Source organism: Jeotgalibacillus sp. JSM ZJ347, from assembly GCF_044383825.1.
Classification (GTDB): Bacteria; Bacillota; Bacilli; order Bacillales; family Jeotgalibacillaceae; genus Jeotgalibacillus.
In genome coordinates, this window is sequence record NZ_JBISEN010000002.1 from 239,313 (window position 1) to 257,001 (window position 17,689).

At 43.6% G+C, this 17,689-nt stretch carries 20 protein-coding genes; 15 read left to right on the top strand and 5 right to left on the bottom strand.

Annotated features, from left to right (window positions below; genetic code table 11):
• The first annotated feature begins 53 nt into the window (after positions 1–53).
• Positions 54–401, top strand: coding sequence for a hypothetical protein (locus tag ACH6CZ_RS07080; RefSeq protein ID WP_374096729.1), 348 nt, complete (start codon positions 54–56; stop codon positions 399–401).
• 11 nt (positions 402–412) lie between these two features.
• Here the strand turns inward: ACH6CZ_RS07080 and ACH6CZ_RS07085 are convergent, their stop codons facing one another.
• The 5 genes from ACH6CZ_RS07085 to selD all read right to left on the bottom strand — a co-directional run bounded on the left by ACH6CZ_RS07085 (position 413) and on the right by selD (position 3,983).
• Complete coding sequence (locus ACH6CZ_RS07085) at positions 413–697, bottom strand: hypothetical protein (protein WP_374096730.1); 285 nt, start codon at positions 695–697, stop codon at positions 413–415.
• Between the two features lie 415 nt (positions 698–1,112).
• Positions 1,113–1,463 (bottom strand): fluoride efflux transporter CrcB, encoded by a 351-nt coding sequence (gene crcB / locus ACH6CZ_RS07090; RefSeq protein ID WP_374096731.1) that lies wholly within the window; start codon positions 1,461–1,463, stop codon positions 1,113–1,115.
• Complete coding sequence (locus ACH6CZ_RS07095) at positions 1,460–1,822, bottom strand: fluoride efflux transporter FluC (RefSeq protein ID WP_374096732.1); 363 nt, start codon at positions 1,820–1,822, stop codon at positions 1,460–1,462. Before ACH6CZ_RS07095 ends, crcB begins: the two co-directional genes overlap by 4 nt.
• A gap of 44 nt (positions 1,823–1,866) precedes the next feature.
• Positions 1,867–2,919, bottom strand: coding sequence for a tRNA 2-selenouridine(34) synthase MnmH (gene mnmH / locus ACH6CZ_RS07100; RefSeq protein WP_374096733.1), 1,053 nt, complete (start codon positions 2,917–2,919; stop codon positions 1,867–1,869).
• Positions 2,920–2,936: 17 nt separating this feature from the next.
• A complete protein-coding gene (gene selD / locus ACH6CZ_RS07105) occupies positions 2,937–3,983 on the bottom strand; it encodes a selenide, water dikinase SelD (protein WP_374096734.1) in 1,047 nt (348 codons plus the stop codon).
• A gap of 166 nt (positions 3,984–4,149) precedes the next feature.
• Between selD and ACH6CZ_RS07110 the strand changes: the two genes are divergently transcribed.
• The 14 genes from ACH6CZ_RS07110 to ACH6CZ_RS07175 all read left to right on the top strand — a co-directional run bounded on the left by ACH6CZ_RS07110 (position 4,150) and on the right by ACH6CZ_RS07175 (position 17,660).
• Positions 4,150–4,392, top strand: a complete 243-nt coding sequence (locus tag ACH6CZ_RS07110) for a type B 50S ribosomal protein L31 (RefSeq protein ID WP_374096735.1) — start codon at positions 4,150–4,152, stop codon at positions 4,390–4,392.
• A 213-nt stretch (positions 4,393–4,605) separates the two neighbouring features.
• Positions 4,606–5,949, top strand: coding sequence for a GH1 family beta-glucosidase (locus tag ACH6CZ_RS07115; RefSeq protein ID WP_374096736.1), 1,344 nt, complete (start codon positions 4,606–4,608; stop codon positions 5,947–5,949).
• 12 nt (positions 5,950–5,961) lie between these two features.
• Positions 5,962–7,242: an ABC transporter substrate-binding protein gene (locus tag ACH6CZ_RS07120; protein ID WP_374096737.1), complete on the top strand. Its 1,281-nt coding sequence runs from the start codon at positions 5,962–5,964 to the stop codon at positions 7,240–7,242.
• Positions 7,243–7,317: 75 nt separating this feature from the next.
• Positions 7,318–8,259, top strand: coding sequence for a carbohydrate ABC transporter permease (locus tag ACH6CZ_RS07125; RefSeq protein WP_374096738.1), 942 nt, complete (start codon positions 7,318–7,320; stop codon positions 8,257–8,259).
• Complete coding sequence (locus ACH6CZ_RS07130; protein WP_374096739.1) at positions 8,260–9,108, top strand: carbohydrate ABC transporter permease; 849 nt, start codon at positions 8,260–8,262, stop codon at positions 9,106–9,108. It abuts the gene before it with no gap.
• A gap of 29 nt (positions 9,109–9,137) precedes the next feature.
• Positions 9,138–10,163, top strand: a complete 1,026-nt coding sequence (locus ACH6CZ_RS07135; RefSeq protein ID WP_374096740.1) for a LacI family DNA-binding transcriptional regulator — start codon at positions 9,138–9,140, stop codon at positions 10,161–10,163.
• 124 nt (positions 10,164–10,287) lie between these two features.
• Complete coding sequence (locus tag ACH6CZ_RS07140; RefSeq protein WP_374096741.1) at positions 10,288–10,917, top strand: lipase family alpha/beta hydrolase; 630 nt, start codon at positions 10,288–10,290, stop codon at positions 10,915–10,917.
• A 79-nt stretch (positions 10,918–10,996) separates the two neighbouring features.
• The gene (locus ACH6CZ_RS07145) at positions 10,997–11,620 is read left to right on the top strand and encodes an NUDIX hydrolase (RefSeq protein ID WP_374096742.1); all 624 of its coding nucleotides are present in this window, start codon (positions 10,997–10,999) and stop codon (positions 11,618–11,620) included.
• A gap of 306 nt (positions 11,621–11,926) precedes the next feature.
• Complete coding sequence (locus ACH6CZ_RS07150; RefSeq protein WP_374096743.1) at positions 11,927–12,997, top strand: branched-chain amino acid aminotransferase; 1,071 nt, start codon at positions 11,927–11,929, stop codon at positions 12,995–12,997.
• 54 nt (positions 12,998–13,051) lie between these two features.
• A complete protein-coding gene (locus tag ACH6CZ_RS07155) occupies positions 13,052–13,312 on the top strand; it encodes a hypothetical protein (protein ID WP_374096744.1) in 261 nt (86 codons plus the stop codon).
• Between the two features lie 60 nt (positions 13,313–13,372).
• Entirely contained in the window at positions 13,373–13,585 is a 213-nt protein-coding gene (locus ACH6CZ_RS07160) for a hypothetical protein (RefSeq protein WP_374096745.1), read from the top strand.
• Positions 13,586–13,776: 191 nt separating this feature from the next.
• Positions 13,777–15,414 (top strand): AMP-binding protein, encoded by a 1,638-nt coding sequence (locus ACH6CZ_RS07165; protein ID WP_374096746.1) that lies wholly within the window; start codon positions 13,777–13,779, stop codon positions 15,412–15,414.
• A 120-nt stretch (positions 15,415–15,534) separates the two neighbouring features.
• A complete protein-coding gene (locus ACH6CZ_RS07170; RefSeq protein WP_374096747.1) occupies positions 15,535–16,086 on the top strand; it encodes a TVP38/TMEM64 family protein in 552 nt (183 codons plus the stop codon).
• Positions 16,087–16,502: 416 nt separating this feature from the next.
• Positions 16,503–17,660: an MFS transporter gene (locus tag ACH6CZ_RS07175; protein WP_374096748.1), complete on the top strand. Its 1,158-nt coding sequence runs from the start codon at positions 16,503–16,505 to the stop codon at positions 17,658–17,660.
• The last annotated feature ends 29 nt before the right edge of the window (positions 17,661–17,689 follow it).

Here is a 17,689-nt window from a genome sequence, read left to right on the forward strand (position 1 = left end):
TGAATAGGTATTTTTGTTAAAATAAAGATAAAAAGTAAGATGGAGTGAATGGCTTGAAGGAAAATAAACTGAGACAGCTGGAGATCAGGATTTCAGATACGACGGGTACATCCTATCGAACGGTAGTGGACTTTGAACAGAGCCTGATTTTACGATCAGGAGTTATGAATCATGAAAAAGTGGATCTGCAGCCTGCTGTTCTAAATGAACTTGAAAAAACCAGGTTAATAGAAAAGCTTTCACACCTGAATATCAGCACGTTAAAAAACAGCCGGAAGTCTGATGGGCAAATGCCGGACCTCTATTGGCAGGTGATCATTTCAGGTGATGAAGTAATAGAGGAAGTGGGAATTGATCAGCTTCCGGAAGAGTGGGGGCAATTTTTCAGGCTGCTTTCTTGAGCAGCCTGAGCCTATTTTTTAGCATACTCTGACACCACATAGGCAAGCTCATCATTGCCAAATACCTGTAATACATGAATGAGCGTTCCGGAGTCAATTGTCATTCCGAAGCTTTCACCATCTTCACTTAGTTTCTTCAGCAGACTGTTAGGAGCTTGTGCCGGGTAAGCTTCATGATAGACTCTTTCCGGATCCAGGTTGTGTTCGTGGCACCACTGGATAAAAATACGTACCATTACCTGCTCATCTTCCTGATACTGCTTGATAATATAAGCTTCTTTTTCTTTCTGATTCACCGTCAATTCTCCTCTCAAATTTTCTGTTTGGTGGCTTTGTTAAAGTTGGCTGTTGATTTCCACTTTGTGCAAAAAGCTGTGTTAAGATAACAAATCGCTGTTACTAAACTTAAATTAAGGGTCATAAACTAACAATATTCGTATATATTAAACAGACAGTCGAAGCAATGTGCCCAAGGTGGTTTTAACTTTCAATACCGTGGGTAAATATTCTTTGTGACCACGTAAAACAACGGTGGGGTGGCGGAGAAATGAACCGCTATTTTGCTGCATTGTAGTGACTGCCGGGAAGACAGCGGCTTTCTTAAAGAAAAAGGATCCAACTACCCGAATTGGCGATTAAGAGGGCATATCTTCTTCCCCATATAAGTGACATTGCGGACATCTCTGGTGATAGCCAGAGATTTTTTCGCGTTTAAAAGCTTACTATCATGTATCCTAAAGCCGCGAAAAGCGTGCCGGCTAAGAATGTAACCAGTAAATAAATCAGTGCACTGAGCCGTTGATCTGCTTCAAAAAGTTTGGCGGCTTCAGTCTGCATTGTTGAAAATGTGGTAAAAGCCCCAAGAAAGCCTGTGGCAAAAAGGGCATTGAATGATGAGTTCAACTCAATTGCAATTACGATACCAAGAAGAAAAGAGCCGAGCAGATTCACCATAAGTGTGCCGAAGGGTATAAATGACATGAGTTTGTTCCCATATGATGACAACTGGTACCTTGCCATTGCACCGAGGAAGCCTCCAACACTAAGTAATACCAGATTCATACACTCCCACCTGCTTTCCTGCCAACCTTCATACCTGCATAAGCGAGTAGAAATCCACCCGTTAAGCTAATCAGAAAATATGTAAGAGCAAATCCATATTGTTCATTTCGTAAAAAATCAAATAGCTCTGCACTGACGGCTGAAAGTGTTGTAAAAGAGCCAATAAGGCCTGTCACAATAGCGAGTCTGATGCCCTGACTTATTTTCCATGGGGCTGTCGTAAGCATCCCGAGTAAAAAAGAGCCAAGCAGATTCACAATTAATGTCGAAAAAGGAAAGGAGGTTTGTATAAGCGCACCAGCTGAGGCCCTCAGCAATACACCGGCAGCCCCGCCAAGGCCGACCCACAAAAGATTCATATTCATCACCTGCTAAATGATTAAATTAAAAAATGAAGCCGTCATTAATGCTGACGGCTTGCTGAGTAACGGAATGAATCCGCTGCTTCCTTTACTTTCTCATAAGCTTCATCCATTGATTCGGCTTTAATAAATGTATGTGATCCATCCTGCGAACTGATCGCATGCTCATATCTTGGATCATAATAATGAACCAGTAATAAACGGAATGCTTCCCTGAACTCACCATTCGTCAGGAACTGACGTATTTCCCGGGAAATTGGCGTGTGAATCCGGCGCTCGATCTTCCCGAATGCTTCCATGAATTGTTCAGGCACATCATCAGGCTGATAATCTTCAAGGATGTTTTGTACACGAACATCGGCAGGAAGATCAAGAAACAGTTGTGGTGCTTTCTCTTTTTTTTGATGAAGAAATTCCGGCATGTGCACACGTCCGATTCTTCTGCTTTCCCCTTCAATCAGAATATAAGGGGAATCCTTCAGCTTTCGGAGTTCAGTTATAAGAAGTGAGTCGAATTTTTTCTGATTACTCGGATTCAGTCCGATCTGACCAAACACTGAGCCTCTGTGTCCGGCCATTTGCTCGAGGTCAATTACCGGGTAGCCTTCTTCTTTCAGCTGGTTCAGAATTACTGTCTTCCCTGACCCTGTATAGCCGTTTAACACAAGTAACTCTGGTTTGAACTCATAATCTTCAAGTGACTTCACGACCCACTGTCTGTAGGTGCGGATTCCGCCTGTCAGTCTGTTCACATCAACGCCCATCAGTTCAGTCATTGTCGCCGCCGTTTTACTTCTCATACCGCCTCGCCAGCAAAATACTGAAACAGGACCTCCCAGGGCTTTGAACTGCTTTACAAACGCCGGCAGTTTGGCAGCAAAGATTTCAAGACCACGTTCTTTTGCAGCTTCCTGTCCAACCTGTTTATAGATGGTTCCGATTTCTGCACGCTCTTCATTATCAAAAATCGGGATATTCACACTTCCTGGTATAGAACCTTCCTCAAATTCACCTGGAGAACGTACATCGACGAGAATTCTTTCGTTATGTTCATGCGCATCCATCAAATCATTTAAGCTGATTTCTCTAGTCAAACTGTTCACCTTCCGAATTATGATTGTATACTGATTGTTCCGCTATGTTCATTGACCACTTCTCCAATGATATAGGCATCCACGTCATGCTTGCGCAGCTCAGCAAGCAGCTGGTCCGCCTCCTGCTCAGATACTGAAATCAAGAGACCTCCCGATGTGACAGCATCACATAAAATATAGCGGTCAATCTGATCCATTGCATCAGGGAACATGACTTTGCCTTCTAAATGAGCAAAATTATTTTTCGTGCCGCCTGGAATTGTGCCGCCTTCAGCAAGCTCGCGAACGCGTGGTAACACAGGAACCCTGCTGCTGAAAATGCGGATCCCTGCTCCGCTACCAGCAGCCATTTCTGACGCGTGCCCCAGCAGGCCGAATCCGGTTACATCAGTTGCTGCGCGAACATCAAAGTCAGCCATCGTTTCGGCAGCCTGTTTATTCAGTGTAGCCATTACTTTTGTAACGTTTTGTTTTTCATCTTCTGTCAGCAAGCCATTTTTCAGGGCTGTCGTCGAAATACCCACACCAATCGGTTTCGTTAAAATCAATTTATCTCCAGGCTTCGCACCGGTGTTTGCTCTTACTTTATCCGGATGTACTGTACCTGTTACAGCAAGGCCGAATTTTGGTTCCTGATCATCAATTGAGTGGCCGCCTACAAGCGTAACGCCAGCTTCTTTTAACTTATCACCGGCACCGCGAAGAATATCTGTCAGAATGCTTTTATCAAGCGTTGAAATTGGAAACGCAACAATATTCAGCGCAGTTAGCGGTGTACCGCCCATTGCGTATACATCACTGATCGCATTTGCAGCAGCAATCTGACCGAAATCGTAAGGGTCATCGACGATTGGAGTGAAAAAATCAAGTGTTTGAACAAGAGCAGTCTCATCATTAATTTTATAAACGCCTGCATCATCACTTGTATCCAGTCCTACGAGCAGATTAGGGTCGGCTACTGCCTGCGGAAGGTTTTTCAGAACCTGAGAGAGATCAGCAGGTCCGATTTTACAGCCGCATCCGCCTTTAGAAGATAGTGAAGTCAGTTTGATTGTATTTGTCATGTATATCAACCTTTCATAATCAATTCATTCCTTTAAGTTTAGCACAAAACAAAAAACTTCATTCTATAGAAGGTTTGTGAGAAACAAGTAACTTGCAACGATGAGTCATTCATGTTTTAATATAAAGCGTAATCGTTACGATTTAAACAAACAGGAGGTACTATATATGAAACAGAATACACATCCCGAATATCGCAAAGTCGTATTTATGGATACAAATAGCGGCTATAAGTTTCTGACTGGATCAACGAAAGGATCAAATGAAACAATTGAATGGGAAGATGGCAATACGTATCCACTATTGAAAGTGGAAGTAAGCTCAGATACACATCCGTTCTATACAGGGCGTCAGAAATTTGCAGATAAAGACGGTCGTGCAGAAAGATTTAAAAAGAAATATAATTTGTAACATACATGTACTGCTGCATCGAATATTGATGCAGCAGTATTTTTGTCTATTTACGAAAGTTTTTCGTTATAACTTTAGAATAATTGCGGAAAAAACTGAAAATAATGTATTGACAGCGCTTTACATACAGTTTAAAATCCAAATTAACGAAACATTTTACTTAAATAAAAAATAAAGCGAAAAATTTTCGTGGAGTTTTTGAGGATGGTGGCTATGAGAAAGTTTCCTGAGAATTTTGTATGGGGTACTGCAACTTCCTCCTTTCAAATAGAGGGTGGAAGAGAGACAAGAGGAGAATCAATCTGGGATCAGTTTTGTAAGAATCCAGGTAAGGTTTTAAATGGAGATCATGGTGAAGTCGCATGTGATCACATTAACCGCTATAAAGAAGATGTACAGTTAATGAAGGATTTGAATGTACCATGGTACCGTTTCTCGATTTCATGGTCACGAATTTTCCCGAACGGTGACAGAGTTGTCAATGAAAAAGGGCTTCAGTTCTACGATAACCTGTTAACGGAGCTTGAACAGCAGGGAATTAAGCCGGCTGTAACCCTTTATCACTGGGACCTTCCACAGGCGCTTCAGGATAAAGGCGGATGGATGAACAGAGACATCGTTGAAGAGTTTGCTCATTATTGTGATGTTATTTTTGACCGTTTCGGCGATCGGGTTTCAAACTGGATTACACACAATGAGCCATGGGTAGTCAGCTGGCTTGGATATGGTTCAGGAGAACACGCACCGGGCTATCGTGATATTCCGGCGTTTCTGAAAGCTGCACACCATGTGCTTCTGTCACACGGAGTCGTTGTTAAACGCTTCAGAGAAAGACAGCTTCCGGGTGAGATCGGCATTACACTGAATCTGAATTCTTCTTACGCATTTAATGAAAGCGCTTCATCTGAAGAAGCTGCTCTCAGATGGGATGGTTTCCTGAATCGCTGGTTCCTCGATCCGGTATTCAAAGGACAATATCCTGCAGACATGCTTGAACACTACAGCGTGTACACAGACTTCTCTTTCGTAAAAGACGGAGACCTGGACACAATGTCAGCAGCTGTAGATTTCCTGGGCATTAATTATTATTCAATTTCCTACCTGACTCATCAGCCTGGCGCATGGCTTGAAGCCGGACATGAAGGTGGCGGCCACAGACGTACTTCAATGGGATGGGAAGTATACGCAAAAGGATTATCCGATCTGCTTATCAGATTGAAAAATGATTATGATAACCCTGTCATCTATGTAACTGAAAATGGAGCAGCATACGATGATGAAGTAACTAATGGAGAAGTTCAGGATCCTGAACGTGTTCAATACTTACAGGAGCATCTTGATGCATGCCTGGATGCGATTGATGCAGGTGTTGACTTAAAAGGATATTTTGCCTGGAGCTTCCTTGATAACTTTGAATGGGCATTCGGCTATTGCAAACGCTTTGGTCTGGTATATGTTGATTTTGAGACACAAAAGAGAATTCCAAAAGAAAGTGCTAAATGGTTTCAGCAGGTTATTGTGAACAATGGGTTAAAGATTCAAAAACAACATACTTAAGGGGATGAAGGAATGAAAAAGGTACTAAAAGCAGGACTTGTAGCTGGGGGAGTAATGGCGATACTTGCAGGATGTTCAAGTGATAAAGGGGATAGCGGGACAGCAGGAAGCAGTGGCGATTCAGGCACAATTGATATGTGGGTATTCGGTACAACAGGTTATGAAAAGCTTGCAGAAGCTTATATGGAAGAAAATCCGGATGTTGATATCAACATTCAGACAACTGAAATGGGTGACCACCACAACAACTTATTCACTGCACTATCAGCAGGTCAGGGAGCACCTGATATCGCAATGATCGAGGTTGGGGAAATTGAGCGTTACCGCGATGCACAGGATCGTTTCGTGAACCTTTATGACCTTGGTGCAGGAGACGTTCAGGACAACTATCTTGATTGGGTCTGGAACGTAGGCGGAAACGCTGAAGGCGATTTCCAGTTTGGACTGCCAACTGATATCGGACCAACTGCGATGTACTACCGTACAGACGTAGTAGGAGAAGCGGGCTATCCAACTGATCCGGCAGAACTTGCTGCAGAAGTTGATACTTGGGATAAATACGCAACATTTGCAAAAGACATTGCTGAAGCGACTGGCAAGCCGGTTGTAGATAATGCAGAGCTGATCTTCAACGCTAAGCGTGATCAGGCATCTGAACATTACTTCAACCGTGATAATGAACTGATTGTTGAAGAAAATGCTGAAATTCGTGAAGCATACGACTACACAGTAGAGCTGATTCAGGCAGATGCTGTTGGAAACATGCCGCTTTGGACACCTGAATGGGGTCAGGGTATGGCTGAAGGTTCTTACGCAACACTTCTTGGACCAGCTTGGATGCAGGGTGTTGTAAAAGGAAATGCACCTGATTCTGAAGAGTGGATGATCACAACAATGCCTGAAGGTGCCGGTAACTGGGGTGGTTCTTACCTGACGATCTCTGAAGAGTCAGAGCAGCAGGAAGAAGCTTATGCATTCATCGAGTGGTTAGTATCTCCTGAAAACCAGCTTGAGTCATTTAAAGATATGGGGCTATTCCCTTCAACACCAGCTGTATATGAAGAGGAAGAGTTTACAAGTTATACAGATGAGTACTTTGGTGACATCAATACTGCAGCTGTATTTGCAGAAGCTGCTGAGCAAGTAAATGATGTGTACAAAGGACGTAACTACCTGCTTGTACAAGGTGAAATTATGATGGCGCTTGATAACGTATTAAGCAGCGGCGGAGACCCTGACCAGGAGTGGGAAGATGCAATGGAAAGAATCAAACAGCGTCTTGAGCGTGAGTAAATAAGATTTACTAAGGGTGAGGTCCGCTTTAGCCGGTTCCTTGCCCTTTTCATTAAAAGGAGATGACCTTGTAAAATGGTATCAAAATCTGAGAAATACACTGAAAAAAAAGCAAGGCGATCTTTCACTGAAGAAAAGCGGCATAGTTTAGCAGGCTATCTGTTTATCTCTCCGTTTTTCATTCTCTTTGCGATTTTCGGCTTATTCCCGATGCTGTTCAGCTTCTATCTTGCTTTCTTTAAGTGGAATGGCCTTGGAGAAATGACGTATAACGGTATTAACAACTTCACAATTATATTCAATGACCCGGTCTTCTGGAAGTCGATTTATAACACCGTAGTGATTGGGCTTTTGGGGACTGTGCCGCAGCTAATTGTAGCCTTTTTACTTGCATATGCACTGAATTCACAGGTGCTTCGTTTTAAGAATACCTTCAGAGTAGCTATCTTTATGCCATACGTAACATCAATTGTAGCGGTAGCGATTCTGTTCAGTATTATCTTTAACAATCAATCATTCGGATTAGTTAACAGCTTTCTTGGCCTCTTTGGTGTTGATCCAATTGTTTTCACCCAGTCTGAGTGGGGGGCAAAAATTGCGATTGCAGCGATGATCTTCTGGCGTTGGGTTGGTTATAATACGATCATTTTCCTTGCAGGAATGCAGAGTATTTCAAATGATTTATATGAAGCTGCAAAAATCGATGGCGCAACACTTCGACAGCAGCTGCGTTATATTACGCTGCCAATGTTAAAACCTTTCGTTCTGTTTACAGTATTTATGGGAACAATCGGCTCACTGCAGATCTTCACAGAGCCGCTGATCTTCTTTAACGGAAACCTTCGTCCGGAAGGGATTACAGTTGTAGCTTATCTGTATCGTGATGCTTTTGAAAGTAACTTCTTTGGAACAGCATCTGCAACAGCGATCGTGCTGTTTGTCATCATCATGGTGTTCTCGGTATTAAACCTGTTAATTACAAACCGGCTTGGCCGCGGGAAAGCGAGGAAGGCTTAAATGAAACCAGCAACAGCTAATCAACCTAAAAAGCAACCGGGAAGATTCGTCCTGTACGGCTTACTGATTTTCGCCGGACTCGTTTCACTATTCCCGTTCTACTGGATGTTTGTCATGGCGACTCAGCCGAATCACGTAATCAATCAGACGCCTCCTGCTCTTCTGCCGGGGCCTGAGCTTGTAACAAACTTTACGAATGTACTTGGACAAATTGATTTCTTTGGAGCAATGATGAACTCACTGATTGTATCAGTAGCCGTTACTGCCGGAAGCCTTTTCTTATGTTCATTAGCAGGTTTTGCTTTTGCGAAGCTTAAGTTCAAAGGGCGAGACGTACTATTCGTGCTGATTCTGATTACAATGATGATCCCGCCTCAGCTGGGATTAATTCCGACTTACTATATCATCAGTCAGCTTGGCTGGTTAAGTGACCTGAAGGCGATCATTGTGCCGGGTCTGATCAACGCGTTCGGGATCTTCTGGATGCGCCAGTATATTAAAGAAGCTGTACCTGATGAGTTGATTGAAGCAGCGCGTATTGATGGATGCTCGATTTTCAGAGTGTATTGGAACATCGTTACTCCAGCAATTCTTCCTGCATTCGCAACACTTGGTATCATCGTCTTCATGAACGTATGGAACGACTTCTTATGGCCGTTAGTGGTACTTCAGGACCAGTCAAGTCATACTTTACAGGTAGCGCTTCGTGCACTTAATGATTCTTACAGCCGTGATTATGGTATGATATTATCAGGTACATTCTGGGCAACAGTACCATTAATTATTGTCTTCCTGCTATTCAACAAAGCGTTTATCAGCAGCCTTACACAAGGGGCTGTAAAGAGTTGAGTGTGCTGAAGACCGGGGAGTCTAAGAAAATGAAGGTAACCATAAAAGATATCGCCAAATTAGCCGGCGTTTCTCAGGCTACTGTTTCTAAAATCATTAATAACTATCATGATGTCGGGCAGGAAACGAGAAAGCGCGTCATAGAAATTATGGAACGTGAAGGCTATCGTCCTTCCCAGTCACGCATGATCAACGATAAAAAAACCAACGTAGTTGGTGTAGTATTTGCCGGACGGGTTAACGCGGATTTAACCCATCCGGTTTTTGTTGAAGTGCTCAACGAATTCAAAAAAACAATCGGTCAGCTTGGTTATGACCTTATTTTATTTTCAAATGAACAATTCTTTGAAGTGCGGGAAAACTATCTTGCCAGATGCCAGCATTTTGATGTAGATGGCTGCCTGATTATTGCTGGTGATCAGATTGAGTCCTCAGTGTATGAGCTTGATCAGAGTCCAATTCCCTGTGTAGGTGTGGATATTGAACTGACCGGACCATTTTCAAGCTATGTCATGAGTGACAGTAACAGTATTGCAGCAAAAGTCGTTGAACATTTTTATCTGAACGGACACCGAAAGATTGCTTATATCGGCGGTACAAATGGTTCTCTTGTTGCTGATTCCAGATTAAGCGCATTCAAGCAGACGCTAAAGTTTTACGGTCTTCCGATGAAAAGTGAATGGTTTTACGAAGGTGATTTCTTCGAAAAGAGTGGATATGACGGGATGCACCGTCTGCTTGACCTTGAGGATACACCGACTGCTGTTTTTGCAAGTGCGGACCTTATGGCAATTGGCGCAATGAAAGCTGCAAAAGAGCGCGGACTTCACGTGCCTGATGATATTTCTATTATCGGGTGTGATGATATTCTGCCAGCAAGATATGTGGAACCGCCGCTGACGACGATCAGACAGGATAAAGCAAAGATGGGCAAAATGGCTGCTCACATTTTGCTTGATCTGATTAAAAATCATATCGAGTCCAGTACAGTTGCTGTCGAGCCTGAACTTGTTGTCAGACATTCAACAGGTGCTGCACTGCAGACAAATAGCTGAGAAACTGCCGGGAGCACCGGCAGTTTTTTGTATGCGCATATACTAGGCTGCGCATTATATTTGTGTCATTATTTTTGATATGTAATGGTCGTGATATTCAGATGAAGAAAGGGGCTTTCAACAGATGGGTGCAAAAGTGTTTTTAATTCATGGGTTTAATAAAGAAGCAGTAGATATGTATCCTCTTGAGCGCTTTCTGAGTCAGAAGGGTTATGACTGTATTACCCTTTCATTTGAGCTCAGATATCATCCTTTTGAACGCGCGGCAGAGGTGCTTTCAGGTCTGCTGAAACATAAAATACATGATGATGAAAAAGTATTCCTAGTCGGTCACAGTACAGGAGGCATTGTTATTCGTAAGGTGCTCTCAGACCCTGAATGTGCGAGTAAGGTTAAGCGTGCTGTGTTAATTGCCGCGCCGAATCAGGGGAGCGGTCTCGCTGGCGCTGCTCATTTGATCCGTCCTTTTACAACAGTATATAAAACGCTTTTTTCAATTACCCCTGCTTTCATTAGCGGGTATCCGTTTGCAGCTTCAAATGTTGAAGTCGGAGCCATTGCAGGTGACCGTGCAGGCCTTCTACTCGGTAAAATGCTCAGGCAGCGCAACGATGGACGTGTTGAAACGGCATCAGTCTGGCTGCCGGATATAAAAGATTTTCTGATTCTTCCATACCATCATAAGCAGATTCATCATCAGCCGGAAACTGCCGGACTGATCGATCACTTTTTCCGGCATGGCCGCTTTCTTTAACATATCCGGTAGGTGGTCAACTGACTGCTGGGTATGAAACTCTGATATAGTTAAGGAAAAGAGTAACGGGGCTGATGACATGGAAGAACATAAAATCATTGAACGGCTTCAGGCGCATGAACCAATTATTCTCGGGGAAGAAGCCGTACGAAATTATTCGATCTTAATCCCTTTTATTAAAAAAGAAGGTGGACTTCATCTGCTGTTTGAAGTGCGTTCGCTGACCATGCGGAGGCAGCCGGGAGAAATCTGCTTCCCTGGCGGTAAAGTTGATCGTGATGACGATAGTGCAAAGGGTGCAGCGATCCGCGAAGCTCAGGAAGAATTAGGACTGGGTGACGCATCGATTGGACGCGTCTACTCCTTTGGGAAACTGGTATCACCTTTTGGGATGACGATCAGTACGTATGTCGGATTTATTGATCATGAATCCGAAATCCAGCCGAACTCTGCAGAAGTGGAAGAGGTATTCACAGTGCCCCTTTCCTACTTTCTAAACGAAAAACCGGATGAACATATGATTAAAGTGGAAGTAAAACCTGAAGATGGCTTTCCTTATGAGCTGATTGCCAATGGTCGGGAATATAAGTGGCAGACGAGGCAGTATTCAGAGTACTTCTATCACTATGAAGGCAGAGTGATCTGGGGATTGACAGCGCGTGTGCTGAAAGAGTTTGTAGACAAAGTGTTAAAGAAAGAATAAGAGGTTCCCCCCCCCGCGGCGATTAAAGCAGTTGGGTGGAGCTTTTTTATGCGGGTCGAATGTCATGGAGTGTCGAAGATTAGGTGATGAGTGTTGGAGATTCATGGATAACTGTCGAAGTGTTCACGCTTAATGCCGAACCCTACGTCTTTTTCGTCGAACATCAAGTGTTTTATTCTGAACCCTGTCAAAACGCCCGCTATAAAAATACAATTATTTCTGAATTTTTTCACTTTAGCACTTTTAATCACTAAAACTTCTGTGTACAATGGTTCAAATAAAGAACCAAAAAAGGAGTTATGACAGATGAAGACAAAATCATTAGAAATTGTAAAAAGACAACAGCTGAAAGAGAAGCCATCTGCGGGGGTTCCTTTTGGTACAACGTTCACCGATCACATGTTCATTATGGAGTATGAAGAAGGGATAGGCTGGCATGATGCGCGGATCACACCTTACTCACCGCTGACACTCGATCCTGCAGCGATGATTTTTCACTATGGACAGACGATTTTTGAAGGATTAAAAGCTTACCGTACAGAAGACGACCGGATCCTTCTGTTCCGTCCTGAGAAAAACTTTGAGCGCTTGAATCTGTCAGGCGAACGCCTCAGCATTCCGCCGGTTGATGAAGAGGGGGTGCTTGAATATCTGAAAACACTGATCGAGCTTGAAAAAGACTGGGTACCATCTACACCGGGACACTCTTTATATATTCGTCCGTTTATTATTGCAACAGAACCGAACCTTGCAGTCAGTCCGTCTAAAACATACCGGATGATGATTCTGCTTTCACCGGTCGGCCCTTATTTCCCGGGTGGCCTGAAGCCGGTCACGATCCACGTGGAGCAGGAGTTCACGCGCGCTGTAAAAGGCGGAACAGGTATGGCAAAAACAGCAGGAAACTACTCATCAGGCTATCAGGCGCAGGCCGGTGCTAAAAAAACAGGGAACGCAGACGTGCTATGGCTTGACGGTATTGAAAAACGCTACATTGAAGAAGTGGGCAGCATGAATATTTTCTTCAAAATCAATGGAGAAGTGGTCACACCTGCTTTGAGCGGCAGCATTTTAAAAGGTGTTACGCGTATGTCTATTATTGAAGTGCTGAATTGCTGGGGCATTCCTGTGACTGAGCGCCGGATTGCGATCGACGAGCTGCATGACTTATATGAAAAGGGTCAGGTTGAAGAAGCGTTCGGAACAGGGACAGCAGCTGTCATTTCACCGGTTGGCGAGCTGAACTGGGGAGATAAAAAAATGGTCTTCAATGACCACAATATTGGTGAACTTTCTCAAAAACTGTATGACACAATTACGGGCATCCAGACAGGTAGAAGACCTGACGACTTTAACTGGACAGTCGAGGTAAAATAACTTCCTTCATACGCTCTTCCTGATGTAAAATAACAGTCAGGGAGGGCGTTTTATATGGTTTATGTTGCATTAATTATGACGCTGATGATGCTCGCTTTAATCATTGCTGTGGTGATGAACAATAATAAAAAAATGCATCAGGATGTCTCAGGCAGACTAAGTAATGATAAAAAACTTGAGCAACAGGTAGTCAACCTGATCAGAAGCGGTCAGGATCAGGAAATGATCGTACGTTTTGTCAGAGATGAAACAGGCTTTAATCAGCCTGAAGCACAAAAATATATTCGCAGACTTCAAACCGAGCGTGGGCTGTAATTGGTTTAAGAGTATATATAGTGGGAAAAGACTTACCAATTCGTAAAAAGGAGTGGTAAGATGACCCAATTACTTGAACCGGGCAAAAATTACACAGGGGAAGAGTTGCAGAAAATCAGTGAAAGTGAAGATATTTTGTTGTTATCCTCTAATGAAGATCAGTTATTTACTGATGCGTCACGTGAGTATAGAGTTGTTTCTTGGTATGAGGGCTTTTACAGTCATGGTGCATCCTACCAGATGAAGCAGGCTTATATTGTTGAAAAAGTTTAATGTTAATGAAGCTGGGACAAATCATTGTTTCAGCTTTTTTAATGGTTCCGCTGTGATTCGGGCAAATGCTATGTGAATATGTTCAATCTTATTCACACTCTTTCTAATGACCTATTTCTCGCCTCCTGTCTATATTTTTCTGAACATTGTGATAATATGAAAGGGAACAAATGGTAGGAAGGGGTAAGTGTATGATTGAGAAAACGGTCGGTCAAATTGTGAAGGAGATGGCGCATTCATATGGGGATGTAGAAGCGTACGCGTATCCGGAACATAACATGCGAAAAACATATAGTGAGTTCGATCAGGAAACAGATGAACTAGCAAAAGCGTTTATGGGAATGGGGATTAAAAAAGGTGAACATGTCGCGATCTGGTCTGATAATAAACGTGAATGGTTGTTAAGTCAGTATGCTACCGGGAAAATGGGTGCTGTACTGGTTACGGTCAATACAAACTACCAGCAGGCTGAACTGACATACCTGCTTGAACAGTCAGACGCTACAACACTGATCCTTGGAGAGGAGTTCAAGGGCACTTCTTACATAGATATTATCAACGCAGTTTGTCCGGCGCTTGCCTCAGCTGAAAAAGGGCAGCTAAGTGATCAGAAGCTGCCGCATTTAAAGCGGATCATCGTAATGAGCGACAAAGAGTATCCAGGTATTTACACATGGTCAGAATTTCAGCAGTTTGCAACTAAGATCTCAGATAGCGATCTGACTGATAGGCTTAATGAGCTTGACACACAGGATGTGATAAACATTCAATACACATCCGGCACCACAGGTTTTCCGAAAGGTGTCATGCTCACGCATCATAATATTGTGAACAACGCCCAGCTTATCGGTGACTATATGAAGCTGACCTCAAAAGACAGGGTCTGCATTCCGGTGCCGTTTTTTCACTGCTTCGGATGTGTACTTGGTACGCTTGCAGCAGTGACACACGGTTCAACAATGGTTCTCATTGAACAGTTTGATCCACTGAAGGTGCTGCAGGCTGTTGAAAATGAAAAATGTACGGCACTACACGGCGTACCAACGATGTTTATCGCAGAGCTGAATCACCCGGATTATCATACGTTTGACACATCAACGCTCCGAACCGGCATTATGGCAGGCTCCCCCTGTCCGATTGAAATCATGAAAAAAGTGATCCATGATATGGGGGCTGACGAGATCACAATTTGTTACGGTCAGACAGAATCATCACCTGTTATTACCCAGACGAAACCAGATGATGCAATTGAAAAGCGGGTAGCGACAGTCGGTAAGCCTCATCCGGATGTGGAAGTGAAAATTATTGACCCTGTGACAGGTCTCGAAGTAAAAATAGGCGAGCCTGGAGAACTATGTACAAGAGGCTACCTGATTATGAAGGGTTATTATAAAAATCAGGAAGCAACAGAGGCTGCGATTGACCATGACGGATGGCTTCATACAGGTGATATTGCAGTGATGGATGAAGATGGTTATATTGCGATCACAGGCCGCATTAAAGACATGATTATCAGAGGCGGGGAAAACATCTACCCGCGGGAAATTGAGGAGTTTCTTTATCTGCACCCGTCCATTCAGGATGTACAGGTAGTCGGCGTACCTGATGCAAAGTACGGGGAAGAGTTAATGGCCTGGATTATTTTAAAAGAGGGATCGGTTCTTTCAGAGGAAGAACTCAGGGCTTACTGCCGCGGTAAAATTTCGCATCATAAAATTCCAAGATACATTGAATTTACAGATGCTTATCCAATGACCGCTTCAGGTAAAATTCAAAAATATGTATTGAGAGAAATGTCGCTTGAAAAAGCCGGGGTTGAAACGTCATAATTGTCATTGAACCGGATCTTTAAACAGGTCCGGTTTTTTCATGGTGCATTTTATGAAGAAAGCCTATATGATGTTTTTAAACATATATCAAAACTGACTGAATTGCAGGGAGGGATCCAGGTGGAAGAATTGGCGGAAGTTCAATATTTAATCGAAGAATCAGGCTGGCTGGGTCCTGCTCTGTTTATATTACTTCATCTCATCAGACCCCTGCTCTTTCTGCCTGTTATCCTGGTATGTGTAGCGGGTGGTCTGCTGTTCGGCTTTATAGAAGGTGCGATATTATCATTTATCGGACTCACATTAATGAGTTTTGTCTCCTATGTGCTGATTTACCGTTTTCCCAAATTTAAAGAAAAGCTTTCAAGACTGAAAGACAAAGTTTTGCCGGCTCGTCATCTTTCGGTCGGACAGATTATGGTGCTTCGCATTATGCCTTTTGTACACTTTCATCTGCTGTCATTTTATCTGATGGAAATGACGGAGACGCGTAAAGAATATATGATCTACTCCATGGTCGGTGTGATTGCGCCAGCAGTCATTTATACTGCATTTGGCGGTGCGATTCATGAGCTGCCTTGGTATGGGACAGCGATATTGTTTATTTTGCTGCTGATCGTTTATAAAGTAATTGGCAGGATGAGTGACGATGAAATGGATACGATTTCCTGACCAGAGATGAAACGAAGGGTTATTTTAATCTTCTAATCGTTCCACTACGCTTCAGGCGGACGCTTTCCCCGGGGACGGCGGTGAGCCTCCTCGGACGCTTCGCACCTGCGGGGTCTCACCTGTCCGTCATATCCCGGTGCAGTCGCCGCCTTACGCTCCGCTGCACTTAAATTTCAATTTGTATATTAATAACTTAAAAGTTCGATCGTATTATTTCCTACGACTAAAATTTTTACAAGAGTGAATCGACGATCAGTTCGTATTCATCCGGACAAATGTCCTTTTTCTGATCTGATAAGATGATGATGGAAGATCTTACAGTTTGCAGTGGTGGAGATCCACTGTAAAAAGTAGTAAGGTTGAGTGAGCTTTGCCACCAGGCAAAGCTCTTATTCTTTAAATAAGTTGGTGTCGTAATGAAAATCTGGTATTTAATCATTGCATTATTTCTTATATCTATTAATCTGAGACCGGCGATTACATCCGTCGCACCACTACTGGATACAATTCAGCAGGATCTTGGCATGAGCGGAACAACCGCAGGGCTTTTAACAACGCTGCCTGTATTGTGTATGGGGATTTTTGCGCCGCTGGCCACGAAAATCAGTGAGCGCGTCGGTCTCGAGCGGGGAATTTTCTATGCTCTTGTTTTAATTACAATTGCGACTGCATTACGAGGTTTTTTCGGTACAGTCCCTTTATTAATTGTAACTGCATTTTTAGCCGGTGTTGGGATTGGTGTGGCGGGCCCGCTTGTATCGGGTTTTATCAAGCAGTACTTTCCGACAAAGCCGGGAGTCGTTGGTGTTTATACTGTTTCGATGGCAATTGGGGCCGGCAGTGCAACCGGGATATCAGCACCGATCTATGAATCTCTTGGAAACTGGGAGCCTGCGCTTGCGATCTGGGCAGTGCTTGGACTTGCTGCAATGGTTATCTGGATCAGATTCCCCGGTAAAAAGCAGTCAGGGCTCCCTGAAAAAACAGCGCTGCCCTGGACAAGCGGACGCGCGTGGCTCATTTTGTTATTTTTCGGGCTGATGTCGAGTATTTTCTATTCGGTGACGGCATGGGGCGCACCGATTATTCAGAGTATGGGCTATAACTCTGTTATTGCCGGTTCAATGTTAACTGCATTCGTTTTAATTCAGATTCCTTCATCATTTATCATACCAAGCCTTGTAGCGAGATTTGGTTACGTGTTCCCAACCTTAATTGGGTGTACAGTGATTGAACTGACCGGTGTGATTCTGCTGATTGCCGGAGGACAGCCGCTTGTAGCGATGCTGCTGATCGGTCTTGGCGCGGGTGGATTGTTCCCGCTTGCTTTAATGCTCCCAATTATAGAAACAGATTCTTACCAGAAAGCGAGTGCGTGGGCAGCAATGTCACAGGGTGGCGGTTACATCATTTCTGCACTCGGTCCGCTTGGCGTAGGGGCAGTGTATGATCTGACAGGAAGCTACCTCAATGCGCTATATGGCATGACGGCAATTATTTGTATGATGGGCGTACTTCAGGTGATGCTATGGGTAACAGCTGACCGTACATCGCTTAAAAAACGGCGGGTGTAGTTTGAGCTGATCAAGGGTAATGAAGGGAT

Coding starts and splice junctions, on each gene's coding strand:
- ACH6CZ_RS07160 (WP_374096745.1), top strand. CDS start 13,373: ATGACCCAATTACTTGAACCGGGCAAAAATTACACAGGGGAAGAGTTG.
- ACH6CZ_RS07145 (WP_374096742.1), top strand. CDS start 10,997: ATGGAAGAACATAAAATCATTGAACGGCTTCAGGCGCATGAACCAATT.
- ACH6CZ_RS07125 (WP_374096738.1), top strand. CDS start 7,318: ATGGTATCAAAATCTGAGAAATACACTGAAAAAAAAGCAAGGCGATCT.
- ACH6CZ_RS07095 (WP_374096732.1), bottom strand. CDS start 1,822: ATGAATCTTTTGTGGGTCGGCCTTGGCGGGGCTGCCGGTGTATTGCTG.
- ACH6CZ_RS07175 (WP_374096748.1), top strand. CDS start 16,503: ATGAAAATCTGGTATTTAATCATTGCATTATTTCTTATATCTATTAAT.
- crcB (WP_374096731.1), bottom strand. CDS start 1,463: ATGAATCTGGTATTACTTAGTGTTGGAGGCTTCCTCGGTGCAATGGCA.
- ACH6CZ_RS07115 (WP_374096736.1), top strand. CDS start 4,606: ATGAGAAAGTTTCCTGAGAATTTTGTATGGGGTACTGCAACTTCCTCC.
- ACH6CZ_RS07135 (WP_374096740.1), top strand. CDS start 9,138: ATGAAGGTAACCATAAAAGATATCGCCAAATTAGCCGGCGTTTCTCAG.
- ACH6CZ_RS07140 (WP_374096741.1), top strand. CDS start 10,288: ATGGGTGCAAAAGTGTTTTTAATTCATGGGTTTAATAAAGAAGCAGTA.
- ACH6CZ_RS07155 (WP_374096744.1), top strand. CDS start 13,052: ATGGTTTATGTTGCATTAATTATGACGCTGATGATGCTCGCTTTAATC.
- ACH6CZ_RS07120 (WP_374096737.1), top strand. CDS start 5,962: ATGAAAAAGGTACTAAAAGCAGGACTTGTAGCTGGGGGAGTAATGGCG.
- selD (WP_374096734.1), bottom strand. CDS start 3,983: ATGACAAATACAATCAAACTGACTTCACTATCTTCTAAAGGCGGATGC.
- ACH6CZ_RS07110 (WP_374096735.1), top strand. CDS start 4,150: ATGAAACAGAATACACATCCCGAATATCGCAAAGTCGTATTTATGGAT.
- ACH6CZ_RS07130 (WP_374096739.1), top strand. CDS start 8,260: ATGAAACCAGCAACAGCTAATCAACCTAAAAAGCAACCGGGAAGATTC.
- ACH6CZ_RS07165 (WP_374096746.1), top strand. CDS start 13,777: ATGATTGAGAAAACGGTCGGTCAAATTGTGAAGGAGATGGCGCATTCA.
- ACH6CZ_RS07150 (WP_374096743.1), top strand. CDS start 11,927: ATGAAGACAAAATCATTAGAAATTGTAAAAAGACAACAGCTGAAAGAG.